This is a genomic window from Pseudomonas sp. SWRI154, from assembly GCF_014268645.1.
Taxonomy (GTDB): domain Bacteria; phylum Pseudomonadota; class Gammaproteobacteria; order Pseudomonadales; family Pseudomonadaceae; genus Aquipseudomonas; species Aquipseudomonas marvdashtae.
Genome location: NZ_JABWQW010000039.1, coordinates 22,073 through 44,437, shown reverse-complemented (window position 1 = coordinate 44,437; position 22,365 = coordinate 22,073). Strand labels below are relative to the sequence as shown.

Here is a 22,365-nt window from a genome sequence, read left to right as displayed (position 1 = left end):
CCTTTATTTTTTACATTCCAGAAAAGCAAATGCCCCGACAAGTCGGGGCATTTGCTTTACGCCGCCGCAAACTGCGTTTTCACACAGTCTGTTCTGGCCGTTTTTTTTGCTCGGATGTTGGACGTAGATCCCTGTGGCGAGGGAGCTTGTTCCCGCTGGGCCGGTCCGACGCTTCGGGCGTAGCGGCCCTGAGATTTTGCGGTCGCTGCGCAACCGAGCGGGAGCAAGCTCCCTCGCCACAGGACCGACTACAACCGATCCAACGCCTCTCCGCTTTTCTTGAACCACTCAATCAAATAATCAGCCAGCACCTGGGTACGCTTGGGCAATCCGCCCTGATACGGATGCACCAGGTACATCGGCATGCGGCGGGTCTGAAAATCGCGCAGCAACCAGCGCAGGCGCCCATCGGCCAGTTCCACGTTGAGCAAATACGACGGCAATCGCGCGATTCCTGCCCCGGCCAGGGCGGCTTTTTTCAACAGGCTGTAATGGTTGCTGGCAAACGGCCCGGACACTCGCACCCGCAGCAGTTCGTGCTGCTGGTGATACAGCCATTCCTCTCGGCCGCTGTAATGGCTGTTGAGCAGACACTTATGCTCGGCCAAGGCCTGGGGCGCGCCGGGCTCGCCGTAACGCTCCAGGTAGGCCGGGCTGGCACAGGTCATTTCATGCCACGCCAACAGCGGACGGGCCACCAACCGCTCATCGATAGAGGCATCCGAGCGAATCGCCAGGTCGAAGCCATCGCGAGACAAATCACGATAGCCGTTGTAGAGCTCCAACTCGATCTGCACGTCGGGGTACGCATGGGCAAACTCCGTCAGCAGACCTTCAAAGAAGGTTTCTCCCAGCGAGACCGGAACCGTCATACGCACCGGCCCGGAGATTTCGCCTTTCAAGCGGGCCAATGCCTGACGCGCCCTTTCCACTTGGACCAGCAATGCCTGGGCCTGGGGCAGCAGCGCCGCCCCCGCCGCCGTGAGGCTCAAGCGACGGGTCGTGCGCTGGAGCAAGAGCACCGAGAACCGTTCCTCCAAAAGGCTGATGCGCTTGGACAATTGGCCTTTGCTGCACCCCAACTGCTGCGCCGCCAAGGTAAAACTCCCGGCCTCGACGAGTACGGCAAATGCCGCAAGATCGTCTATCTCGCTCATTGGATTGTTTCCAATTGAAAACCAAAGGTTTCCTATTAGCACGCTTATCTACGAGAAAATCCATCCTAGACTGCAACCTCGTTCAACCCATTGAGGAAACAGCCCATGAAAATCCTGTTGATCGGCGCCAGCGGCACCATCGGTTCAGCCATCGATAACGAACTGTCGCCCCGCCACGAAATCGTTCGGATCGGCCGCCACAGCGGTGACTTGCAGGTGGATATCAGCGACAGCGCCTCGATTCGCGCCCTGTTTGCTAAGACCGGGCGTTTCGATGCGCTGGTTTGCGCAGCGGGCAACGTCACCTTCGCGCCCTTGGGCGACATGACCGAAGATAGCTTCGCCCTCGGTTTGAAGGACAAGCTGATGGGCCAGGTGAATCTTTTGCTGATCGGCCGCGAATTCGCTAACGACGGAGCCTCCTTCACCTTCACCACCGGCGTGCTCAGCCACGATCCGATCAAGAGCGGTGCTTCAGCGGCCCTGGTCAACGGCGCCCTGGACAGTTTTGTGCGCGCCGCGGCAATCGAGTTGCCACGGGGCATGCGGGTCAACTCGGTAAGCCCGAACGTACTGCTGGAAGCCATGGACAAATACGCACCTTATTTCCGCGGCTTCAAACCCGTTCCCGCAGTGGATGTGGCATTGGCCTACGCCAAGAGCGTCGAAGGCCTGCAAACCGGCCAGACGTTTCACGTGGGCTGACGAACGCATACTCGGAGGCGTCCTGGATTCAATCAGGGCGCCGAAGGTTCCAACAACATGGGTATCAACGAAGGGGCCACCTCACGCGACACGGCTATCTGCATACCAAGAACATCCATCACTCCTTGTACTGTTGTCGTGCTCACCAGCACCCCATTGATAAACAATCGCAAGGGTTGATGCATCGCTTGGCGAGTCACCCTTGCCATGCGTTGCTGCGCCTCCGGGCTAAGCGTGACCTCAAGCATTACGGCGTTTGGATTAGGGTCGTCCGCTTGCTTGAGCCTTAGATTCATTGCCGTAAAGTCCGTAGCGGACGAAAAACTGATATCTGCCGCCAGGCACTGTAAAGCCGCCGTCATGCCCAATGCTACGAACCACATCTGTTTTGCTTTCATTATGAAACCCACCCGCAAGCTGAAATGGCGCGAGATTAAAGGCAACTCCTCAATGCCTTGGCATCTGAAATAACACGGAATGTTGCTGAAACCACGGGATCAGTCTGTAAGTTCACTCCATGGGTTGTGATGAAACAATAGTCTGAGTAACGTGGCGGCACTTGTCTGGAGACCCAATGATGCGTGCCGCTCGTTCCCTGTTGTGTATTGCCCTGTTCCCACTCTTCGCCGGTTGCCAATTGCTCGATGCTCCGCGCCAAAGCGCGTCCCACGCAGGCCAGATGCGTATGCAGGGCGAGCTGACGGCGACCGACGGCAAACTGGTGTTCCAGCCGTGCCAGGAGCAGCGCCGATACATCGTCAACGACACCGGCGGCACCAGCGTCCTGCAACAAGCCGCCACCCTGGCGGATGATAGCGGCAAGCTATTTGCCGATGTGCGCGGTCGCATCGTTTCCAGCGCGGCGGCCGGTACCGACAGCCAGTTGGACGTCGAGCAGCTTTATCGCCTGGAACCTTCGGGGAACACTTGCGCCGATGCGGATTTCAAGCGTCTGACCTTGCGTGCCGCAGGGCACGGCCCCGAATGGGCGCTCAAGGCCAGCGGCAAGGGCCTGGTGCTGGATCGCGAAGGCCGGCCACCATTGGCGGTGCCTTATGTCGAGGAGCGACTGGGCGACGGCCGCTTCAACCTTGGCACCGAAGCCAACGGCCAGAAAGTCGAGCTCTGGGTCACACCTGCGCGTTGTGTCGACAGCGTCAGCGGCAGTGTGCAACACATGAGCGCCGAGTTGCGGGTCAACGGCCAGGTCCAACGCGGCTGCGCCTACTTCGGTGGCGCACGCGACGACTGATTCAGCGCTTTTGGCTTATAATCGCCGGTTCACGCCCTGGTGCAGTTGTGCATCCCGCGAACCGGACCCCGTCATGTTACGAATCACCGAACTCAAGCTGCCGATCGACCATCCAGAAGAAGACCTGCGCCCTGCCATCGTGCAACGCCTGGGCATCGCCAGCGATGACCTGCTCGACTTCACGTTGTTCAAGCGCAGCTACGACGCACGCAAGAAATCCTCTGAGCTGTGCTTCATCTACACCATCGACCTGGCGGTGCGCGATGAAGCCAGCCTGCTGCGCAAGTTCGCCGATGACCGAAACGTCAACGAAGCGCCGGATGTCAGTTACAAAGTCGTCGGCAAGGCACCAAACGACCTGAGCGAACGACCGATCGTGGTCGGCTTCGGGCCGTGCGGGATCTTCGCCGCCCTGTTGCTGGCACAGATGGGCTTCAAGCCGATCATCCTCGAGCGTGGCCCGCAAGTGCGCCAGCGCACCAAGGACACCTGGGGCCTGTGGCGCAAAAGCGTGCTCAACCCCGAATCCAACGTGCAATTTGGCGAAGGCGGCGCGGGGACCTTCTCCGACGGCAAGCTCTACAGCCAGATCAAGGACCCGAAATTCCTTGGGCGCAAGGTCCTGCACGAATTCGTCAAGGCCGGGGCGCCGGAAGAAATCCTCTACGTCAGCAAGCCGCACATCGGTACGTTCCGCCTGACCGGCGTGGTGGAAAACATGCGCGAGCAGATTCGCTCCCTGGGCGGCGAAGTGCGCTTCGGCCAGCGGGTCACCGACGTGCTGATCGAGGACGGTCAACTGATTGGTGTCGAGCTGGCCAGTGGTGAGCAGATCCATTCGAAACACGTGATCCTCGCCCTGGGTCACAGCGCCCGGGACACGTTCCGCATGCTCCACAGCCGTGGCGTATATATGGAAGCCAAGCCGTTCTCGGTGGGTTTTCGTATCGAACATCCGCAATCGCTGATCGACAGCGCGCGCCTGGGCAAGTATGCCGGGCACCCGAAACTCGGCGCCGCCGACTACAAACTGGTGCACCACGCCAAGAACGGTCGCTCGGTGTACAGCTTCTGCATGTGTCCAGGTGGCACCGTGGTGGCGGCGACTTCCGAGCCGAACCGCGTCGTGACCAACGGCATGAGCCAATACTCGCGCAACGAACGCAACGCCAACTCCGGCATCGTCGTCGGCATCACCCCGGAAGTGGATTATCCCGGCGGTCCGCTGGCGGGCATCGAGTTGCAGGAACGCCTGGAATCCCATGCCTTCGTGCTCGGCGGCAGCAACTACGAAGCCCCCGCGCAACTGGTGGGTGACTTCATCGCTGGCAAGCCGTCCACCGCACTGGGCAGCGTCGAACCCTCCTACAAGCCGGGGGTATCCCTGGGTGACCTGGCTTTGGCCCTGCCGGACTTCGCCATCGAAGCCATCCGCGAAGCCCTGCCGGCATTCGAAAAACAAATCCGCGGTTATTCGTTGCACGACGCCGTGCTCACCGGCATCGAGACTCGCACCTCGTCGCCGTTGCGCATCACCCGCGACGAAACGCTGCAGAGCCTGAACGTCAAGGGTCTGTTCCCGGCAGGCGAAGGCGCAGGTTATGCGGGCGGGATCCTGTCGGCGGGGGTGGACGGTATCCGGATTGCCGAAGCAGTGGCGCGGGACGTACTTGGCCTGAAGGCCTGACCATGTTTGCCGGGGGGCGAGCTTGCTCGCTCCACCGGGAACTCGTCTTATCGAAGATTCAGATATCAGCTCGCAACACACTCTCCGGCAACGCCTCTCCCCGCTCCGCACATGCCGCCACGGCATCGATCAATCCAGCCAATTCATACCCCTGAGCCTCGAGCCAGGCCGGGTCGTAATACGTCGTGGCATAGCGCTCGCCGCCATCACACAAAATCGCCACGATCGACCCCGATTCGCCGGCGTCCGCCATTCGCTTCGCAGCAATCAACGCACCGATCAGGTTGGTGCCGCTGGATCCTCCGACCCGTCGTCCCAACCGCTGGGCCAGGTAATGCATGGCCGCGAGGGACAAGGCGTCCGGCACCTTGACCATCGCATCGATGACCTTGGGCAGGAACGACGCCTCGACCCGTGGCCGGCCGATGCCTTCGATCCGCGAACCGCAATCCAGGCGCAGGTCGGCATCGCCGCTGCGGTAGTAGTCGAAGAATACCGAACGCTCGGCGTCGGCACACAGCACACGGGTACAGTGCTGGCGATAACGGACATAACGCCCGAGGGTCGCCGTTGTACCGCCCGTGCCAGGGCTGGAAACCAGCCAGGCAGGCTCCGGATACCGCTCGAAGCGCATCTGCTGGAAGATCGACTCGGCGATATTGTTGTTGGCGCGCCAGTCCGTGGCGCGCTCGGCGTAGGTGAACTGGTCGATGAAATGTCCGTCATGCTCGCGAGCCAGGCGCTCGGATTCGGCGTAGATCTGCGTAGGATCGTCCACCAGATGGCTCTTGCCACCGTAGAAGGCGATCTGTGCGATTTTTTCCCTAGAGGTAGTCGCCGGCATCACCGCAATGAACGGCAGGCCCAGCAAGCGGGCAAAGTAAGCCTCCGAAATCGCCGTCGAGCCGCTGGAGGCCTCGATCACCGGCGCGCCCGGCTTGAGCCAGCCGTTGCACAACGCGTAGAGAAACAGCGAACGGGCCAGCCGATGCTTGAGGCTGCCGGTGGGGTGGCTGGATTCGTCCTTGAAATACAACTCGATGCCCGGCAGTCCCGGCAGTGGCAGTGGAATCAAATGCGTGTCGGCACTGCGCTGGAAATCCGCCTCGATGATGCGGATGGCTTCGCGCGCCCATTGGCGAGGGTCATTCATATTGTGTTCTCACTGGATCGGTTCGACGCGAGCGAACCTGACGGCCCCGCTTACTCGGCGTGGTTTCGGAAATACGTGACGCAAGCTTAGGAAAAAACCGACATCCCGCACAGGTACAGCTAAGGTCCAATATGCGGCATAACTGCCCGACAGCCTGGCGAGAGCTTGTAACGACATATAACAAAAAAGAATATAACTTTTGTTTTAACAACTAACGGTACGGGTTAGGGTGTGCCATCTTTTTTGATTCAAATAATGGAGAGCTACCTTGCCTATCCGTAGCGCTTTGACCCGTTTTCTTCAGTTGGAAGCCGCCGGCGGCTTGCTTTTGATCGCCGCTGCCGCACTAGCCCTGATACTGAATAACTCGCCACTGTCGTGGCTCTATACAAATTTCCTGGACACGCCCGTGGTGGCTCAGGTCGGGGCGCTGAAGATTGCGAAACCGGCGCTGCTGTGGATCAACGACGGCCTGATGGCGTTGTTCTTCTTGCTCATCGGCCTCGAGGTCAAACGTGAGGTACTGGACGGGCAATTGTCGAAGCCTTCACAAATTGTCTTGCCGGGCGCGGCAGCTATTGGCGGCATGCTGATACCGGCTTTGATGTATTGGTTTCTCAACCGTGACAATCCGGCTGCCCTCGCGGGCTGGGCGATTCCGACCGCCACCGACATCGCCTTCGCCCTCGGCGTGCTGGCCTTGCTCGGCAAGCGGGTGCCGGTGTCGCTCAAGCTGTTCCTGATGACCCTGGCGATCATCGACGACCTGGGCGCCATCGTCATCATCGCTATTTTCTACTCTGGTGACCTGTCGACCTTGTCACTGGGACTGGCCGCCGCCTGCATTGCCGGGCTGGTGGCAATGAACCGGATGGGCGTCGTCAAGCTCGGGCCCTATATGGTGGTCGGGCTGATTCTATGGATCTGTGTGCTCAAAAGCGGTGTCCACGCCACATTGGCCGGCGTGACCTTGGCGTTCTGCATTCCACTGCGCACCAGGAACGCCGAAACGTCACCCCTGCTGACGCTGGAACACGCGCTGCATCCCTGGGTGGCCTACGGTATCTTGCCGCTGTTTGCGTTTGCCAACGCCGGCTTGTCCCTGAGCGGCGTCACGGTCGAGAGTTTCACCCATCACGTCCCGATGGGCATCGCGGTCGGGCTGTTGCTGGGCAAGGCTGTCGGCGTGTTCGGCCTGACGTGGCTAGCGGTGAAAATCGGCATTGCCAGCCTGCCCGCCGGGGCCAATTGGGGTCAGATTCTGGGCGTGGCGATCCTTTGTGGCATTGGTTTCACCATGAGCCTGTTCGTCGGCTCCCTGGCATTCGTGCCGGGTGCGAGTGAGTATGCGGGGATGGATCGAATGGGGATTCTGACTGGATCGATCCTGGCGGCGGTGATTGGTTATGGGGTGACGGCGATGGCCAGTCGGAGGGCTGTTTTGCGGCCTTCTTGATGGTGTGTCTATCTGTTGCTGCGGTAACGGCCGCTTTGTTTCGGGTGGTTGGTGTGTATATATCCGTTGCTGCGGTAATGGCCACTTAGGGTTTCGCCCTGACGGCGAGTCACTTTTGCGCTGTTCAAAAGTGACCCGATGTAAGAGCGGAACCATAAGTGGCCATTACCAAAGAAACGGATATGCCCACCGCTCGAAGGACAGATACAGCCCCACGAATCAAAATTGCTTAGTGCGAAACGCGACTCGTGCCACCGACAGTGGAAATCCGAACCCGCTCACCCACACGGAACACTTCGTTCTCCTGAACCTGCTGCACATAGGCACGCATGCTGCCGTCATCTTCCCGAACAGTAATCTCAACACCCTGGGTCCGGGTCAGGCCTTCCTCAGTAGCAGAACCGAGCAAGCCGCCAGCCACGGCGCCGATCACAGCGGCAACGATGCTGCCACGGCCACCGCCGATGGCGCTGCCACCCACACCACCCACCACCGCACCGGCCGCACCGCCGATCGGGGTCTTGGTGCCTTCGATCTTGACCGGACGCAGGGATTCGATAGTACCCATGCGAATCGTCTGGACGCGACGCGCTTCGTCACGGGAATAGGAGTCACCGGTCAGGCTCGACTGACAGCCAGTGAGCAACATCGCCATCGTGGAAAAGGAAGCAACCAGCAAAACAGACTTACGCATAGCATCAACTCCGAAAGACAGGGATCCATTAAACTCCCCGGCTTGACGCCTGTCACGGCCTCGCCAGGGAAAAATTGTTTTCATTCAGGTGGGATACAGGCGCACCGGAAAAAATTCACCACAAAGTAGCGCTCATTTCAAAAGTCCGCGTCACCGACCCAGGGATTTTCATGGATTATTTCATCATAGTCGCTACCACCGTGGCGGGCCTGTACTTCCATTGGTGGCTGTACGTACGCATCAAACGCTGGATGGACCGCGACCTGGCGTTGTCATTGGCGGGACAGGATCAGCAGAAGAAAGCTCACATGCTGCAACAACTGGCCCGTGCCCGCGAACAAGGCATCAAGCGCCGGGACCTGCCGCAATGGCTTCAAGCCGCCGCGGCAGCTTATCCCGAAGTCAAGGCGCCAAACGCTCGCGAACCCAATCCCCGCCCTGCAGATGATAGTTGAGGCGATCATGAAGACGGCTCGGCCGTCCCTGCCAGAATTCGATGCGCTCAGGCAACAGGCGATAACCGCCCCAATGCTCGGGACAATGCGGTTGGCTGTCGCTGAAACGCTGTTCGGTGGCTTTCAGCAGCTCTTCCAGCTCTGCGCGTCCGGCGATCACCCGGCTCTGGGGTGAGGCCCAGGCACCGAGACGGCTGCCCAGCGGACGCACCTGATAATAGGCGTCCGACTCCTGCGCCGTGACCTTCAGGACTTTGCCCTCGATACGCACCTGGCGCTCCAGGGTTGGCCAGAAAAAAGTCATGGCCGCGTAAGGATTCGCCGCCAAGTGCTGGCCCTTCGCGCTGTCGTAGTTGGTGAAGAAGGTGAACCCCTGGGCATCCAGTCCCTTGAGGAGCAGGATCCGGCAGTGCGGCCGACCGTCCGCATCCACCGTCGCCAAGGTCATGGCGTTGGCCTCCACCGGAGCCTGTTCGGTTTTCACCGCGTCGGCGAACCACTGGTGGAACAGCGCGAACGGCTCGGCCGGAGCTTGTGCCTCGCTCAGGCCATCGCGGGTGTAGTCACGGCGCATATCAGCCAGCGTTTGGGTCATGGCGCGCTCCTTGTGATCAGCCAATCACTGTTTTTTTGACGTATCGGCGGCAGCGACTTTTTTCCCATCGGCAGCGGCCTTGGCCGGTTCCGGTTTCTTCGCTGGCGTGGTTTTCTTGGCCGGGGTCTTCTTCGCTGGGGCCTTGGCGGGGGCTTTTTTGGCCGCCGCTTTCTTGGCTGCCGGGGCTGCGGTTTTTTTCGTCGCGGGGGCCACGGTTGGCGCCGCAGGTTTCACGTCCTGGGCTGCCACCAGCGTCACTGGTGCAGGGGCCGGCATGTTGTATTTGCTCAACAGCGCAACCATCGTGTTTGCCGGCGTGACCAGCAACTCCACACGACGGTTCAAGGCACGGCCTTCAATGCTGTCATTGGCCGCACGTGGAGCCACCGAGCCCATGCCGCGAAGCATCAGGCGATCACGCTGCAAGCCACTGAGCCGGAAGATCGCCGCCACGGATTGCGCTCGCTCCTGGCTGAGCTTCTGATTGGCCGGTGCCGCGCCCGACGTATCGGCATGGCCGAGGATCAGCACGGCAGTTTTCGGATCGGCTTCTAGAATCTTGGCGACGCGGGTGAACGGGCCGAGTGTCACCGGCAGCAGCATGGCCGGACGGTCCGGGTTGAACGAGCCGTCAACGGGCGCGGTGACGACCAGCACGTTATCGCGGCGCTCCAGCTCAAGCTTGCTGTCCTTGATGGCGGTACGCAGCTTCGGCTCATAGTCGTCGAGCCAGGCTTGGGTGACTTTCGGGTCGGGCATCGGCACCGCCTTGGCGGTCTCCTGGTCCTTGCCGCCGAATGGCCACCACCATTTGCCGTTACTTTCGGCTTCGGCCTTGGCAACGGTCGCCGGCGCCTTGGCTTCGGGTTTGGCTTCAGGCTTCACCGGATCTTTTTGGGCGACGTTATCAGCGGCGTCGTCGGAGGAGAATGGCCACCACCAGTGCGTGCCACCGCCACTTTCGGCCTTGGCTTGGGGTGCTGCGGCGGCTGGCTTCAAGGGTGCCGCTGGAGTCGGTTCTTTAGTTGCAACCTTGTCGGAGGAACCGAACGGCCACCAACCGCTGCCGCCCTCGGCATCATTTTGTGGGTTTTGTGCGCAACCGGTGATAGCGAGGCACAGCGCCAGAGCGAGGGTTTTATTCGATGACATTGGATATCCACAATATGATCAAGATGAAAAAACAAAGGCCATGTTCCGGCCGCATAAACAGACGCTTTGAAACTGAAAAGGACACGAGGTTCCTGTCCCCACTACTTGCAAGGGCGCTTTATAGACAAGTGGCAAGCACCCTCGCAAGCTTCTGCGCACGCGGGTCCATCAAGACGTAGGGTCCGAGCGTGTTGGTCACGAAACCGAATGCAACGTCATGCTCCGGGTCGGCGAAACCGATGGAGCCGCCCGCACCGGGATGACCAAAGGCGCGCGGCCCCAGGCCGTAAGTCGCGTTAGGCACATCCGGTTGATCGAGCATGCACCCCAGGCCAAAACGGGTCTGGGTCAGCAGCGTCTTGTCTTCGCCGAAGCTGTGCTGGCGCGTCAGCTCGTCGAGCATCTCACATTCGAGCAGGCTGCCGTCGAGCAGGCCGGCGTAGAACCCGGCGAGGCTGCGCGCGTTGCCGTGACCGTTGGCGGCCGGCTGCTGCATGCGTCGCCATTCGGGTTTGTTGGTGCTGGTCATGATCGACGGCGGATTGGTGAACGCCCGAGTGCTCATGGCCGTCGATTCGCGCATCGTCACCTGCAACAGGCGCTGGGCCGCGGCATCGCCGACATTGCCTTTGCCGCGGGCGATATGCGCCACGCGATAAAATTCGTCGTCGGCCAAGCCGACATGGAAATCCAGGCCCAGCGGTTTTGCGACCCGGGCGACGATGGACTCACCCGGACCGCGGCCGTCGGCCCTTCGCAGCAATTCGCCGACCAACCAGCCGTAGGTGATCGCGGCATAACCGTGCCCCTCGCCGGGCGTCCACCAAGGCGCTTCAGCCGCCAAGGCGTCGACCATGGCTTGCCAGTCGTAAAGTGCTTCAGGAGCCATCAACTCCCTGAGCGCCGGTAACCCGGCCTGATGGCAGAGCAACTGGCGCAGGGTGATGGATTCCTTGCCGGCGGCAGCAAATTCAGGCCAATAGCGAGCGATCGGAGCGTCCAGCTGCAGCTTGCCTTCCGCCACCAGTTGCAGGGCCGTTACGGCCGCGAAGGTCTTGGTGCAGGAAAACAGGTTGGCGATGGTGTCGCTATGCCAGGCTTCACTGCCATCTTTATCAGCCGTGCCTGCCCAGATATCGATGACGGTGTGGCCGCCCACTTGAATGCACAACGCCGCGCCGCGCTCCCGGGCATCGTCGAACAGCGCCGCGAACGCTTCACGCACCGCCTCGAACTGAAGCTCGTAATGACCTTGAATTTGCACTCGCAACTCCCTTGAAACAAACACTTTTTTCAGCTGGCTGGCATTGTTTCAGCCATTGAGGATTTTGGGAACCGCCGTGAGACGGTTGGTTGTTGCTAGGAAATCTCCCGCCGAAACGGCGGCAGCGCATTGAGGATGGCTTTACCGTAGCGCTGGGTCACCAATCTGCGGTCGAGCAGCGTGATGGTGCCGCGGTCTTCCTCGGTACGCAGCAAGCGGCCGCAGGCCTGGACCAGTTTCAGCGACGCGTCCGGCACGGAAATCTCCATGAACGGATTGCCGCCCCGGGCTTCGATCCATTCGGCCAGTGCCGCTTCCACCGGATCGTCCGGGACCGAGAACGGGATCTTGGCGATCACTACGTGCTCGCAGTAGGCACCCGGCAAGTCGACGCCTTCGGCAAAACTGGCCAGGCCGAACAGCACGCTGGAGTCCCCGCCATCGACCCGCGCCTTGTGCTTGTTCAAGGTTTCCTGCTTCGAAAGGTTACCCTGGATGAACACTTGCTTGCGCCAGTCACGATCAAGCCCATCGAACACGTCCTGCATCTGCTTACGCGACGAAAACAGTACCAGCGTACCTCTCGACCCCTCCACCAGCTCCGGCAGGTCGCGAATGATCGCGGCGGTGTGGGCAGGAGCGTCCCGTGGGTCGGCCTTGAGGTCCGGCACTCGCAGCACGCCAGCATCGGCATGGTGGAAGGGGCTCGGGACCACGGCGGTCACGGCTTTTTTCGGCAGGCCGGCGCGCATGCGGAAACGGTCGAACGTGCCTAGGGCGGTGAGCGTGGCGGAGGTCACCAGCGCGCCATAGGCAACATTCCACAGGTTGCGTCGCAGCATGTCCGCCGCCAGGATCGGACTGGCATTGACCTCGATGTCGAACAGCGAACCGCTTTCGGCCAGGGTCAGCCACCGGGCCATCGGCGGGTTGTCTTCCGGGTCTTCGACGGTAAATGCCGTCCACAGCTCCCAGTTGCCCTGCGAGCGAGACAGCAGGCTGCCGAACAATGGGTACCATTCCTCGGCCTGGTTGCTGGCAATGCCGATATTGACCTCGCCATCCATGCCTTCCTTGAGCAGGTCGGTCAGACGCGTGAACAGGTCGGTCAAGCGCGAGAAACCTTTCTTGAGCTCGATGCCCATTTCACGCATGTGCTCGGGAATGACCCCGCCGACAAAACGATGACGCGGTCGCTCGCGCCCTTCGACGTCTTCGCCGGGCTTGAAGTCGGCCACCTGCTCGCATGCGGTGAACATGAACTGCTGGTTCGTCTTGATCTCGCGCGCAAGCTCGGGCACCTGCTCGATGAACTTGCCCAGGTCACCCGGCAGCGGATGCTGGGCCAACAGTTTCGTGAGGTTCTTGGCGGTGGTTTCCAGCCAGTCGGCGGTGGAGCGTAGCCGAGTGTAATGGGCGAAATGGCCGATGGCCTTGTCCGGCAGGTGATGGCCTTCGTCGAATACATAGATCGTGTCGCGCGGGTCTGGCAGCACCGCGCCACCGCCCAGGGCCAGGTCGGCCAGGACCATGTCGTGGTTGGTGACGATGACGTCGACCTTGCCCATGCCTTCACGGGCCTTGTAGAAGGCGCACTGGCCGAAGTTCGGGCAATGACGGTTGGTGCACTGGCTGTGATCGGTGGTCAGGCGAGACCAATCGGCGTCTTCCAGGGCGGTGGACCAGCTGTCACGGTCGCCGTCCCACTTATTGCCGGCCAGTTTCTCGATCATGCTGGTGAACAGCTTCTGGCTGGCTTCATCCACCTCGATCTTGAAACCTTCCTCTTCGAACAACTGCGCCGTGGCGGTCTGCGCGTGGCCTTCCTGGAGCAGCATGTCGAGCTTGGACAGGCACATGTAGCGCCCCCGGCCCTTGGCCAGGGCGAACGTGAAGTTCAACCCGCTGTTGCGCATCAGGTCGGGCAGGTCCTTGTAGACGATCTGCTCTTGCAGGGCGACGGTGGCGGTGGCGATCACCAGGCGCTTGCCGGCAGCCTTGGCAGTGGGAATCGCCGCCAGGCTATAAGCCACGGTCTTGCCGGTACCGGTGCCGGCTTCCACCGCCACGACAGCAGGCTCGCCACTGCGCCGGCCTTCGTCGTCGGTGTCGATGTCACCCAGGACTTTTGCCACTTCGGCAATCATCAGGCGCTGGCCATATCGCGGCTTGAGGCTCTTGGCTTCGAGAAAACGCGAGTAGGCGCCCTGGATCGTGGTTTTGAGTTCGGTGCTGATCATGAATGGTCGGGCGCAAAAAACGCTGGATAAATTTTCAGTGGTTCGGATCGGCGGCTATCATACCCCGCTAATCAATCCTGCGCAGAACGGAGTGACCCAATGACACCCTTTGCCCTCGTCTACACCCTGCATTTACTGGCCGCCCTGGTCTGGGTCGGCGGTATGTTTTTCGCCTGGATGATCCTTCGTCCCGCCGCAAGGACGGCCCTTGAAGGCCCTGCACGGCTGACGTTGTGGGTTGAAGTGTTTCAGCGTTTTTTTGTCTGGGTCTGGGTTGCCGTGGCGATTCTGCCGATCAGTGGCGTCGGCCTGATCCATCTACGCTTCGCCGGCTTCGAAACCGCGCCGCGTTATGTGCAGGTAATGATGGGGCTGTACGTGGTGATGACGGCGCTGTTCATCCGCATCCAGGCCTTGCAGCTGCCGTCGTTGCGTAGCGCGGTAGCGGCGCAGGATTGGCCGACGGGCGCGGCGGTGCTGGGCAAGATCCGTCGATTGGTGGGCATCAACCTGTTGATCGGGCTGCTGGTGGTGGCGATTGGCGCGGCAAGACCGATGTTCTGAAAGAGCGGCATCGATCAAGTGGGAGCGCCTGCGCTCCCACCCGTCCGACGCTCCTCAGAACCGCTGCACCGTCACCGCCCCTGGCGCGCCGGCTGGCCCCGGCTGGCCGTCGGTGCCGGGGCGACCACTCTTGCCGCCGTCGGCGGTATAGACCAGGCACCCCTTGGCCTTGCCGCCTGCGCCGGGCTTGCCACCCGCCCCAGGTGCGCCACCGGCGCCGCCATCCACCGCGACCTTGATGCGTTCGTCGGGGTATTCACGGGGTAGTTCCAGGCGCACCAGCGCACCGGCCGCACCGGCCTGGCCATCGCCGCCATTGCTGCCGTCGGCGCCGCGACCGGCCGAACCCCAGGTGCAACCCGGCGCCTGCCCGTTGGCACCGTCGAGCCCCACGTAACCGGGCGCACCGGTTCCGCCACGGGCGTCCACCGACAGCAGCGGAGCGTTCAACGCATTGAAGCGCACGTTGAGATTGCGCCCCGGTCGGGCCGCCTTCGTATAAGTCCCCGGCGCGCCGCGCGCAGTGATCTGGCTGCCTTCGGCCATTTCAGCCTGGGTGACTTTCATCTCCAGCGCCTGTTGCGCTGGCACGATTGCGATCCGCGCTTCGCGCCCCAAGTGCAACTGACCGATGGACAGTTCGGTAACGTTGGACGGCACCAGCAGCGTGCCGTAATCGGCAACGTCCAAGCGTTCCAGGGTCAGCGCGCTGGTCGTATTGGGCAGACGCATCAGCGAATGACTTTCGACCTGGACCACTTGAGCACACGCCCATGGGCACACAAATGCTGCGAGCAGACACAATTTACGCATGGGAAGCCTCTGGTGCCGTCGGAAGGGTTTGCACGTGAAAGATGCCGAACAGCAGCACTCGGAGGCGGTCACGGCCAGGCGCGGGACGCCCGCGAAACTGCGCCCTGAACAGCAAGAGTTCGAGCAAATGGACCGCCAGCAACAGCGCCCCGGCGAAATTGACCAACAGATGCAGCGGATGGACGAACGGCATCAACAGATTGACCAGCACCACCAGCCAGAACAGCAGGGTCAGCAAGCGCCCCAGCCCCCAAAACACCTTCATACGCCCCCCGTTCGGAAATTATTCTTTGCACGCACAGTAACGGCATGCGCGCTGGATAAGCCAGAGGGCCCGGCAAATTTAATCTGATCCGAGCCCGGGGCCAGCGGTTCGCCTTGCGACGACCCGACAAGCCCTGGCCCGCGGCTCAACGTTGGATATGCAACTCGACTCGACGGTTCTGCGCGCGCCCCTCATCGGTCTCGTTGTCGGCCACCGGCTCGCTTTCGCCCTTGCCTTCGCTGGTGAGTTTGTCCGGCGCCAGTCCCTGGGTCAGCAAGTACTCCACGACGCTGCCGGCCCGGCGCTCGGACAACCCCTCGTTATAGGTATCGGTGCCGACGCTGTCGGTGTGGCCCACCACACGAATGCTGGCGACGTTGGCATGGCTCAACTTCGCCACCAGCCCATCGAGTTGGCCTCGTGCCGCGGCGGTGAGATCGGATTGATCAAAATCGAACAACACCTTGCCGGCGTCATTAAGGGTGATGACTTCGCTGGTCGGCGTCTCGGGTTCGTCTTGCGGAACGCTGGCGGGGTGTTGCGGCAGCGGGCAGCCGTGGTGTTCGACTGGGGTATCGGCGGGCGTATCGGGACAACGGTCGCGACGATCGAACACCCCGTCGTCGTCTTCGTCACCATCCTGGGCGTAGCAGATCAAGCCGCCACCGAGCAGGCCCAAAGCGGCTCCTCCGGCGGCCCAGCCGCTGCTTTCGATGGCACCCAGCCCACCGCCGACGAGTCCGCCGAGAAGGCTGCAGATTGGCCAGGTACGTTGATTGAGTGGTGCGCTGCCGTCGCTGTGGGTGGCGCAGCCGGACAACAGGCTGCTCGCCAGCAGCACCGGTAAGGCGACTTTGATTAGAACGTTCATGGTGAAAGCTCCTGTGTCACCGGCCCATACCGGTCACACAGGAGTAAAGACCTCCATCCGCGACTGTACAAGCCGCGGACGACAAGGGTTTCAGCGATTTATCTTGATTTCGGTGCGACGGTTCATTGCGCGACCATCGGCCGTTTTGTTATCGGCCACCGGTTGGCTTTCCCCTGCGCCGGATACCGTGACGAAACTGGCGCGAGGTACGCCGCTTTCGACCAGGTATTGCACGACCGAATTGGCCCGTTTTTCCGACAGTTTCTGATTGTAGGCATCACTGCCGACGCTGTCGGTATGGCCCGTCACGCGCAGCTGCGCGGTGGAGGTTTCCTGTTTGAGGCGGGTTGCGATGGTGCTCAACACTTCTTTGTCTGTCGGCGTCAAAGTGGCTTTGTTGAACTCGAAGTGCACATCGCGCACGACGATAGTTTCTTCCGTCACCACGACCGGTTCCTCGACCATGGGGGCCGGAGCGGGCGGTGGGCAGCCGTCGGCATCGACCTGCACACCTTTCGGTGTGCCCGGGCACTTGTCGCGGCTGTCCGGCACACCATCACCGTCCTCGTCACCGTCGCCATGAGCCCAGCACCAGCCCGCCGCCACGGTACCGGCCACCAACGCACCCGGGCCGATCCACGAGCTGCTTTCAATGGCGCCCAATCCCGCGCCGACGGCACCACCAGCGGCCGCACAGATCGGCCAGTCGGTTTTCTGCAAACCTGCGCAACCAGTCAACACACTGGTTAGCAGAACCAGGGGTAACGCTGTCCGAACTATGCTCATCGTTTTCTCCTTGAAGGATCGGCTTCGAGCCGATTCATGGGAGTAAAGACCCGACTTCGAATCTGCGCCAGCCCGAGCAATCGCGGGTTTTCGCCTCGTTTTTACGCACGTTCTGCACATTCGGGGACAAACCGCTCTAGGCCAGTGTCTCCACGCACGCTATCGTGGCGGTTCTGACTGAGGAACTTCGATGACCGTTGCCATTTCTCCGCGTACGCCCCAGCAAGCCCTGGCCGCCGTACTCGACCGTTACGCCCCGCAAAGGCTCTTGCTGATCGGCGCCAGCAGTTTTCCTGCGCTCGAGGCGTTCCAGCAAGCGCACCCCGATACCGAGGTCGTCCACGCCGGTCCCGGCGTGCTGCCAGCTGATGTGGCGGCGCGACGTTTTGACCTGGCCCTGGCGCTCGATTGCCTGGAGCATTTGCCCAAGCGCGACGGTCTGAACCTGTTGGGCGGCATTCGCAATCTCAACGCCAGCCGGATCGCCGTGCTGGCGGATCTCGACGCCTGTGGATGGCAAGAGACGGACTTTTTCTCGCTGGCGCTGCAGGCCAGCGAGCGATTCCAGCGCGAAGACCAGGTGCTGACCCTGTTTACCTACGATCTGCTTGAATACAAACAAGTCCCCGACTGGCTCAACTCACGTTTCTGGGCCAACCCGGAAAACTTTGGAAAATATTGGTGGTAGCGGTGAACACTCCCATGCACACACCCATTTGCCCCTGCGGCAGCGGCAATCCGTTGGACGCCTGCTGCGGCCATTATCACGACGGCCACCCGGCGCCCTGCGCCGAAGCCTTGATGCGCTCGCGCTATAGCGCCTACGTGTTGGGCCTGGTGGATTATCTGGTCAGCACCACCCTGCCCGCCCAGCAGGACGGTGTTGACCGTCATTCCATCGCCGAATGGAGCGCCGGCAGCACCTGGCTGGGGCTCGACGTCGAAAGCAGCGAAGTATTCGGCGGCCAGCCGGAACACGCGTTCGTCACATTCACGGCGCGCTGGCACGACGGCCAAGGCGAACACAGCCACCGGGAACGTTCTTCGTTCGTGCAGAACGGCGGTCGCTGGTATTTCATCGACCCTACCGTGCCGGTCAAGACCGGCCGCAACGACAGTTGCCCGTGTGGCAGCGGACATAAATTCAAAAAGTGCTGCGCCGCTTACTTCACTCGTTAGTTTCGGAAGCGTCCGACGCTCGCCCGCCGGTCAGAAGACTAGACTGGGCATAAACCAGAGGCACGGACATGACACAGCCATCACAGTTTTTACGCATCACTTGCCTGCTGCTGTTCATCGGGCTTGGCGGTTGCGCGTCCTGGGGAGGTGACGAAACGCCCGAGCCGCAGGTGCACCTGGTCAAGGTCGAGGTGGTGCGGGCCCGGTTGCTGGAGCAGAAGTTCATGTTGCACTTTCGGGTCGACAATCCCGGCGAGGGTGATCTCACCGTACGCGGCCTGACCTACAGGATCCACTTGGGCGACCTGCTGCTGACCGAAGGCGAGCATGAACACTGGTTCACCGTCCGTCCCCGACACAGCGCTTACTTCAAGGTGCCGATCCGCACCAACCTGTGGCCGCAGGTCCGGGAAGTGGTGAAGATGCTCGAGAAACCCCGGCAGCAGATCCCCTATCGTCTGGAAGGTGAGCTGGAAACCGGTTTATTCATCGCTGACTACGTGCACCTGGAACGCAATGGCGTGATAATCGCCGCCGATTTTATTGCGGAGTAACCCCGATGACCCAACAACCCCATGTCCATGGCCCTGATTGCGACCACGATCATGACCATCATCACGATCACGATCACGGCCATGTGCACGGCCCGAATTGCGGCCACGCCCATCAGGAACCCGTGCGCAATGCCCTGAAAGACGTCGGTCGCAACGACCCTTGCCCTTGCGGCAACGGCAAGAAATTCAAGAAGTGCCACGGGGCTTGATGGCCCTGGCGATAAGCTTTTTCGTCGGCTAGACGTCATTGCGAGCTTGCTCGCGATGACGCCACCGCAGCCGACCTCCATTTTTATCAGCCCGCCTGAAGAATCCGTTTCACACTCATCACCGTCGCGTACTCCCCGTGCAGATTCCCCAGGGACATGGCGTGCACCTCGGCCGCCGAACGGGCATTGCCGAAGTAATCGGCCTTGTCGAAGGTGTAACAGGCGTCCTCGGCGACCCAGGTGTCGAACCCCAAGTTGCCCGCCGTGCGAGCAGTGGACTCCACTGAATTGTTCGTGGCTACGCCGACAATCACCAACTGTCCGATCCCGGCGCTGCGCAGTTGCTCCTCCAGGTTCGTGCCGCAAAACGCATCCGGCACCTGCTTTTGCACCAGCCCTTCACCGGCCAGCGGCTCGAAACGCTCTTGGACTTCCACGCCCGACTGTCCGGGCCAGAAGACTGACTCGGGAGAGCGGGACAGGTGGTGGACGTGGATGACCGGCCGCGCCGAATCCCGCCAGTGGACAAGCAACTCCAGCATGCGCAGCTCCGCCTCGGGGTTGTTGCGAGGGCCAAGCCTGGGATGCAGGATGCCTTTTTGTTGATCGATCAGGATCAGTGCTGCGTTTTCCAGTAGCTCCATGCCGGTCTTCCCAAGATCACTCATTGATTTTCCATACTTGAGCATCACCTTTTCCTACAAGCAAGTCCTTGCCCAGTGTTCCCCTGGATCCGGGATCTCATCGTCAAATCGACAAATAACCCTAGCCCCCGCTTGCGCGCCCTTCTCCTGCTCACTAACGTAGCGCCTTTATTGGTGCTACCCCCCTCCCGCAGGAGCTTTGCCATGGCCTCGCCAGCCTCTATTTCATTCTTTCCCAAGCTCGGCGTCGCCGCAGCAGTGGCCAGCGTGCTCGGTTTGAGCGGTTGCCAGGCCTGGAATACCCAGGACACGGTCCCGCCCGCCACCGGTGTACAACCGCTCAAGGGGCTGGCGCAGAATGTCTCGGTCCGGCGCAACGCCATGGGCATGCCACTGATTGAAAGCAACAGCTTTCATGACGCCCTGTTTGCCCTCGGCTATGTCCATGCCAGCGACCGAATCACGCAAATGACCACCCTGCGCCTGCTTGCCCAGGGCCGATTGGCGGAGATGTCCGGCGCCGAGCGGCTGGATGTCGACCGCTATATGCGCGCGGTGAACCTGAAGAAAAGCGCCGATGAGCTGTACAAGGCTTCTTCGCCACGCCTCAAGCGCTTCTTCGAAGTGTATGCACGCGGCGTCAACGCCTACCTGTTCCGCTATCGCGACAAACTGCCGTCGGACCTCGCCGCCACCGGCTACAAACCCGAATATTGGAAACCGGAAGACTCGGCACTGCTGTTCTGCCTGTTGAGTTTCAGCCAGTCGGCCAACCTGCCGGAAGAGGTCGCGGCGTTGGTGCTTGCCCAGACCGTTAGCAACGACAAATTGGCTTGGCTGAGCCCGTCCTATCCGGATGAGCCACTGCCCTTGGCGGAGGCCGAAAAGCTTCAGGGCGTGCGGCTCAATGGCCAGGTTCCCGGCCTGAATGAAGTCAGCAAGGCGGGCGCTCAACTGGCCGACCTTAACCCGCTGGGCGCAGCCTCTTCGAACAACTTGGCCATCGCCCCGCAGCGCAGCCGCAACGGCAAGAGCCTGCTGGCAAGCGACAGCCAGGGGCCGCTGGGCGTGCCGTCGCTCTGGAGCCCGGTGCAGATTCGCGCGCCCAAATACCAGGCCGCCGGGCTGTCCGTGGCAGGCGTCCCGATGGTCCTGGCGGGCTTCAACGGTAACGTGGCCTGGAGCATGACCAGCGTGCTGGGCGACAACCAGGATTTGTTCCTGGAAAAGATCCGACGCCAGGGCAATGGGCTCTCCTACGAGATCAATGGCAAATGGCAGCCAGTGACCGTGCGCAACGAAACCTACTTCATCAAGGGTCAACGGCCGATTCGCGAAGCCGTGTACGAAACCCGCCACGGTCCATTGCTCAACAGCGCCCAAGGCTTGGCCATGGCTAATGGTTTCGGCTTGGCCTTGCAACTGCCGAGCCTCACTGATGACAAGACCCTGGACGCGTTCTTCGATCTGTCACGCGCCCAGAGTGTCGAGAAGGCATCCGATGCCAGCCGGGAAATCCGCGCCATGGCGGTGAACATGGTGTTTGCCGATGCGCGCAATATCGGCTGGCAAGTCACTGGCCGCTATCCGAACCGCCGTGAAGGCGAAGGCCTGCTGCCATCGCCAGGCTGGGAAGGTCGCTACGATTGGGATGGTTACGCCGATCCGATGCTGCATCCCTACGACCAGGACCCGACCCAGGGCTGGCTCGGCACCACCAACCAGCGTGTCATCCCCCATGGCTACGGCATGCAGCTGTCCAATTCCTGGGCGGCGCCGGAGCGTGGCGAGCGCATGGCCGAGCTGGCCGGCGCGGGCAAGCACGACGCCCGCAGCCTGAGCGCCATGCAATACGACCAGACCACGACGTTCGCGGCCAAGCTCAAGAAAGTCTTCGAAGCCCCAGGCATGGCCCAGCCGCTCAAGCAAGCGATCGAGGCCCTGCCGGTGGCGGACCGGGCCAAGGCTCGTGAGGCTTATACCCGCTTGATGGCCTTCGACGGCCGGCTCAGTCCGGTCTCTAACGACGCAGCGATCTATGAGTTGTTCCTGCAAGAAAGCATGAAGCAGATTTTCCTCGACGAATTGGGCCCGGAAGGCAGCCCGGCCTGGAAAGCGCTGGTCGCCAATGGTCAGTTGTCCTACTCGGCCCAAGCCGATCATTTGCTGAGTCGCGAGGACAGCCCGTTCTGGGACGACGCGCGCACGCCGCAGAAGGAAGACAAGGCCGTCATCCTGGCCCGCAGCCTGGCAGCGGCCATCAGCGCCGGCGAGAGCCAGTTGGGCGGCGACCGCGCCACCTGGCAATGGGGCAGACTGCATCGCCATGAGTGGAAGAACGGCAGTGGCCAAGTCGTACGCGGCCCGCTGGCAGCCGGCGGCGATGCCACCACGCTCAATACCGCCGCGTTCGCCTGGGGCCAGGACTTCAATACGACCCTGGCGCCAGCCACGCGTTTTATCGTTGACTTCAGCCAGCCCGAACCGTTGACGATCCAGAGCGCTGCCGGCCAGTCGGGCAACCCGGCCAGCCCGAATTATCTGAACGGCATCGATCCATGGATCAAAGGTCAATATCAAAGCCTGCCATTGCAACCGCAGAACTTCGACCGGGCGTACGGCAAGACCCGGTTGACGTTGGTGCCGGGCAAATAGGTCGACGCCGTCTCT

At 61.5% G+C, this 22,365-nt stretch carries 24 protein-coding genes; 11 read left to right on the top strand and 13 right to left on the bottom strand.

The genetic code is table 11. The annotated features are described in order from the left end of the window. Positions 1-248: 248 nt before the first annotated feature. Positions 249-1,157: a LysR family transcriptional regulator gene (locus HU806_RS24630; RefSeq protein ID WP_186615339.1), complete on the bottom strand. Its 909-nt coding sequence runs from the start codon at positions 1,155-1,157 to the stop codon at positions 249-251. Positions 1,158-1,262: 105 nt separating this feature from the next. Between HU806_RS24630 and HU806_RS24625 the strand changes: the two genes are divergently transcribed. After that, on the top strand, positions 1,263-1,862 hold the full coding sequence (locus HU806_RS24625) for a short chain dehydrogenase (RefSeq protein ID WP_186615338.1): 600 nt from the start codon (positions 1,263-1,265) through the stop codon (positions 1,860-1,862). A 32-nt stretch (positions 1,863-1,894) separates the two neighbouring features. On the opposite strand, the gene HU806_RS24620 is transcribed toward HU806_RS24625, so the two are convergent. Continuing rightward, on the bottom strand, positions 1,895-2,260 hold the full coding sequence (locus HU806_RS24620) for a hypothetical protein (RefSeq protein WP_189672572.1): 366 nt from the start codon (positions 2,258-2,260) through the stop codon (positions 1,895-1,897). Between the two features lie 179 nt (positions 2,261-2,439). Between HU806_RS24620 and HU806_RS24615 the strand changes: the two genes are divergently transcribed. Both HU806_RS24615 and HU806_RS24610 read left to right on the top strand, forming a co-directional pair. Next, positions 2,440-3,114 carry a COG3650 family protein gene (locus HU806_RS24615; protein ID WP_186615343.1) on the top strand — a complete coding sequence of 225 codons (675 nt, stop codon included), beginning with the start codon at positions 2,440-2,442 and terminating at the stop codon, positions 3,112-3,114. 73 nt (positions 3,115-3,187) lie between these two features. Then, a complete protein-coding gene (locus HU806_RS24610) occupies positions 3,188-4,801 on the top strand; it encodes an NAD(P)/FAD-dependent oxidoreductase (RefSeq protein WP_186615336.1) in 1,614 nt (537 codons plus the stop codon). A gap of 58 nt (positions 4,802-4,859) precedes the next feature. Here HU806_RS24610 and HU806_RS24605 read toward each other — a convergent pair whose 3' ends face one another. Continuing rightward, complete coding sequence (locus tag HU806_RS24605; protein ID WP_186615334.1) at positions 4,860-5,954, bottom strand: PLP-dependent cysteine synthase family protein; 1,095 nt, start codon at positions 5,952-5,954, stop codon at positions 4,860-4,862. A gap of 268 nt (positions 5,955-6,222) precedes the next feature. On the opposite strand from HU806_RS24605, the gene nhaA reads away from it, so the two are divergent. After that, positions 6,223-7,410, top strand: coding sequence for a Na+/H+ antiporter NhaA (gene nhaA, locus HU806_RS24600; RefSeq protein WP_186615332.1), 1,188 nt, complete (start codon positions 6,223-6,225; stop codon positions 7,408-7,410). A 229-nt stretch (positions 7,411-7,639) separates the two neighbouring features. Here the strand turns inward: nhaA and HU806_RS24595 are convergent, their stop codons facing one another. Beyond that, on the bottom strand, positions 7,640-8,104 hold the full coding sequence (locus HU806_RS24595) for an outer membrane lipoprotein (RefSeq protein ID WP_186615330.1): 465 nt from the start codon (positions 8,102-8,104) through the stop codon (positions 7,640-7,642). A gap of 170 nt (positions 8,105-8,274) precedes the next feature. On the opposite strand from HU806_RS24595, the gene HU806_RS24590 reads away from it, so the two are divergent. Beyond that, positions 8,275-8,559 (top strand): hypothetical protein, encoded by a 285-nt coding sequence (locus tag HU806_RS24590; RefSeq protein WP_186615328.1) that lies wholly within the window; start codon positions 8,275-8,277, stop codon positions 8,557-8,559. Here HU806_RS24590 and pdxH read toward each other — a convergent pair. The 4 genes from pdxH to dinG all read right to left on the bottom strand — a co-directional run bounded on the left by pdxH (position 8,507) and on the right by dinG (position 13,810). Next, positions 8,507-9,154 carry a pyridoxamine 5'-phosphate oxidase gene (pdxH, locus tag HU806_RS24585; RefSeq protein WP_186615326.1) on the bottom strand — a complete coding sequence of 216 codons (648 nt, stop codon included), beginning with the start codon at positions 9,152-9,154 and terminating at the stop codon, positions 8,507-8,509. The two genes, HU806_RS24590 and pdxH, sit on opposite strands and share 53 nt — an antisense overlap. Before the next feature lie 24 nt (positions 9,155-9,178). Next, on the bottom strand, positions 9,179-10,306 hold the full coding sequence (locus tag HU806_RS24580; RefSeq protein WP_186615324.1) for an OmpA family protein: 1,128 nt from the start codon (positions 10,304-10,306) through the stop codon (positions 9,179-9,181). A gap of 118 nt (positions 10,307-10,424) precedes the next feature. Beyond that, positions 10,425-11,570, bottom strand: a complete 1,146-nt coding sequence (locus HU806_RS24575) for a serine hydrolase (protein WP_186615322.1) — start codon at positions 11,568-11,570, stop codon at positions 10,425-10,427. Between the two features lie 95 nt (positions 11,571-11,665). Then, on the bottom strand, positions 11,666-13,810 hold the full coding sequence (dinG, locus tag HU806_RS24570) for an ATP-dependent DNA helicase DinG (protein WP_186615320.1): 2,145 nt from the start codon (positions 13,808-13,810) through the stop codon (positions 11,666-11,668). A gap of 99 nt (positions 13,811-13,909) precedes the next feature. Here dinG and HU806_RS24565 point away from each other — a divergent pair, with 99 nt between their 5' ends. Further along, positions 13,910-14,374 carry a CopD family protein gene (locus tag HU806_RS24565; protein ID WP_186615319.1) on the top strand — a complete coding sequence of 155 codons (465 nt, stop codon included), beginning with the start codon at positions 13,910-13,912 and terminating at the stop codon, positions 14,372-14,374. Positions 14,375-14,428: 54 nt separating this feature from the next. Here the strand turns inward: HU806_RS24565 and HU806_RS24560 are convergent, their stop codons facing one another. The 4 genes from HU806_RS24560 to HU806_RS24545 all read right to left on the bottom strand — a co-directional run bounded on the left by HU806_RS24560 (position 14,429) and on the right by HU806_RS24545 (position 17,109). Then, a complete protein-coding gene (locus tag HU806_RS24560; protein WP_186615317.1) occupies positions 14,429-15,187 on the bottom strand; it encodes a collagen-like protein in 759 nt (252 codons plus the stop codon). Further along, positions 15,180-15,452, bottom strand: coding sequence for a DUF1145 domain-containing protein (locus tag HU806_RS24555; protein ID WP_186615315.1), 273 nt, complete (start codon positions 15,450-15,452; stop codon positions 15,180-15,182). The genes HU806_RS24560 and HU806_RS24555 overlap by 8 nt, the downstream gene beginning before the upstream one ends. 145 nt (positions 15,453-15,597) lie before the next feature. Continuing rightward, a complete protein-coding gene (locus tag HU806_RS24550) occupies positions 15,598-16,323 on the bottom strand; it encodes a PA1041 family peptidoglycan-binding anchor lipoprotein (protein WP_186615313.1) in 726 nt (241 codons plus the stop codon). A gap of 90 nt (positions 16,324-16,413) precedes the next feature. Then, positions 16,414-17,109 carry a PA1041 family peptidoglycan-binding anchor lipoprotein gene (locus HU806_RS24545; RefSeq protein WP_186615311.1) on the bottom strand — a complete coding sequence of 232 codons (696 nt, stop codon included), beginning with the start codon at positions 17,107-17,109 and terminating at the stop codon, positions 16,414-16,416. A 190-nt stretch (positions 17,110-17,299) separates the two neighbouring features. On the opposite strand from HU806_RS24545, the gene HU806_RS24540 reads away from it, so the two are divergent. The 4 genes from HU806_RS24540 to HU806_RS24525 all read left to right on the top strand — a co-directional run bounded on the left by HU806_RS24540 (position 17,300) and on the right by HU806_RS24525 (position 19,051). Continuing rightward, on the top strand, positions 17,300-17,797 hold the full coding sequence (locus tag HU806_RS24540) for a DUF6231 family protein (RefSeq protein WP_186615310.1): 498 nt from the start codon (positions 17,300-17,302) through the stop codon (positions 17,795-17,797). 14 nt (positions 17,798-17,811) lie between these two features. After that, positions 17,812-18,288, top strand: coding sequence for a YchJ family protein (locus HU806_RS24535; RefSeq protein WP_186615308.1), 477 nt, complete (start codon positions 17,812-17,814; stop codon positions 18,286-18,288). A 68-nt stretch (positions 18,289-18,356) separates the two neighbouring features. Beyond that, positions 18,357-18,842, top strand: coding sequence for an LEA/WHy family protein (locus tag HU806_RS24530; RefSeq protein WP_186615306.1), 486 nt, complete (start codon positions 18,357-18,359; stop codon positions 18,840-18,842). 5 nt (positions 18,843-18,847) lie between these two features. Continuing rightward, positions 18,848-19,051: an SEC-C metal-binding domain-containing protein gene (locus HU806_RS24525; RefSeq protein ID WP_186615305.1), complete on the top strand. Its 204-nt coding sequence runs from the start codon at positions 18,848-18,850 to the stop codon at positions 19,049-19,051. An 86-nt stretch (positions 19,052-19,137) separates the two neighbouring features. On the opposite strand, the gene HU806_RS24520 is transcribed toward HU806_RS24525, so the two are convergent. Then, positions 19,138-19,695 carry a cysteine hydrolase family protein gene (locus tag HU806_RS24520; protein WP_186615341.1) on the bottom strand — a complete coding sequence of 186 codons (558 nt, stop codon included), beginning with the start codon at positions 19,693-19,695 and terminating at the stop codon, positions 19,138-19,140. Positions 19,696-19,899: 204 nt separating this feature from the next. On the opposite strand from HU806_RS24520, the gene HU806_RS24515 reads away from it, so the two are divergent. After that, positions 19,900-22,350 carry a penicillin acylase family protein gene (locus HU806_RS24515; RefSeq protein ID WP_186615303.1) on the top strand — a complete coding sequence of 817 codons (2,451 nt, stop codon included), beginning with the start codon at positions 19,900-19,902 and terminating at the stop codon, positions 22,348-22,350. Positions 22,351-22,365 lie beyond the last annotated feature (15 nt).

Bases quoted from the DNA above. Each gene is read 5' to 3' on its own strand.
- HU806_RS24540 (WP_186615310.1), top strand. From the start codon at position 17,300: ATGACCGTTGCCATTTCTCCGCGTACGCCCCAGCAAGCCCTGGCCGCC.
- HU806_RS24560 (WP_186615317.1), bottom strand. From the start codon at position 15,187: ATGCGTAAATTGTGTCTGCTCGCAGCATTTGTGTGCCCATGGGCGTGT.
- HU806_RS24530 (WP_186615306.1), top strand. From the start codon at position 18,357: ATGACACAGCCATCACAGTTTTTACGCATCACTTGCCTGCTGCTGTTC.
- HU806_RS24625 (WP_186615338.1), top strand. From the start codon at position 1,263: ATGAAAATCCTGTTGATCGGCGCCAGCGGCACCATCGGTTCAGCCATC.
- HU806_RS24565 (WP_186615319.1), top strand. From the start codon at position 13,910: ATGACACCCTTTGCCCTCGTCTACACCCTGCATTTACTGGCCGCCCTG.
- HU806_RS24555 (WP_186615315.1), bottom strand. From the start codon at position 15,452: ATGAAGGTGTTTTGGGGGCTGGGGCGCTTGCTGACCCTGCTGTTCTGG.
- HU806_RS24630 (WP_186615339.1), bottom strand. From the start codon at position 1,157: ATGAGCGAGATAGACGATCTTGCGGCATTTGCCGTACTCGTCGAGGCC.
- pdxH (WP_186615326.1), bottom strand. From the start codon at position 9,154: ATGACCCAAACGCTGGCTGATATGCGCCGTGACTACACCCGCGATGGC.
- HU806_RS24595 (WP_186615330.1), bottom strand. From the start codon at position 8,104: ATGCGTAAGTCTGTTTTGCTGGTTGCTTCCTTTTCCACGATGGCGATG.
- HU806_RS24515 (WP_186615303.1), top strand. From the start codon at position 19,900: ATGGCCTCGCCAGCCTCTATTTCATTCTTTCCCAAGCTCGGCGTCGCC.
- HU806_RS24615 (WP_186615343.1), top strand. From the start codon at position 2,440: ATGCGTGCCGCTCGTTCCCTGTTGTGTATTGCCCTGTTCCCACTCTTC.
- HU806_RS24580 (WP_186615324.1), bottom strand. From the start codon at position 10,306: ATGTCATCGAATAAAACCCTCGCTCTGGCGCTGTGCCTCGCTATCACC.
- dinG (WP_186615320.1), bottom strand. From the start codon at position 13,810: ATGATCAGCACCGAACTCAAAACCACGATCCAGGGCGCCTACTCGCGT.
- HU806_RS24520 (WP_186615341.1), bottom strand. From the start codon at position 19,695: ATGGAGCTACTGGAAAACGCAGCACTGATCCTGATCGATCAACAAAAA.
- HU806_RS24535 (WP_186615308.1), top strand. From the start codon at position 17,812: ATGCACACACCCATTTGCCCCTGCGGCAGCGGCAATCCGTTGGACGCC.
- HU806_RS24620 (WP_189672572.1), bottom strand. From the start codon at position 2,260: ATGAAAGCAAAACAGATGTGGTTCGTAGCATTGGGCATGACGGCGGCT.
- HU806_RS24610 (WP_186615336.1), top strand. From the start codon at position 3,188: ATGTTACGAATCACCGAACTCAAGCTGCCGATCGACCATCCAGAAGAA.
- HU806_RS24545 (WP_186615311.1), bottom strand. From the start codon at position 17,109: ATGAGCATAGTTCGGACAGCGTTACCCCTGGTTCTGCTAACCAGTGTG.
- HU806_RS24550 (WP_186615313.1), bottom strand. From the start codon at position 16,323: ATGAACGTTCTAATCAAAGTCGCCTTACCGGTGCTGCTGGCGAGCAGC.
- HU806_RS24605 (WP_186615334.1), bottom strand. From the start codon at position 5,954: ATGAATGACCCTCGCCAATGGGCGCGCGAAGCCATCCGCATCATCGAG.
- HU806_RS24525 (WP_186615305.1), top strand. From the start codon at position 18,848: ATGACCCAACAACCCCATGTCCATGGCCCTGATTGCGACCACGATCAT.
- HU806_RS24590 (WP_186615328.1), top strand. From the start codon at position 8,275: ATGGATTATTTCATCATAGTCGCTACCACCGTGGCGGGCCTGTACTTC.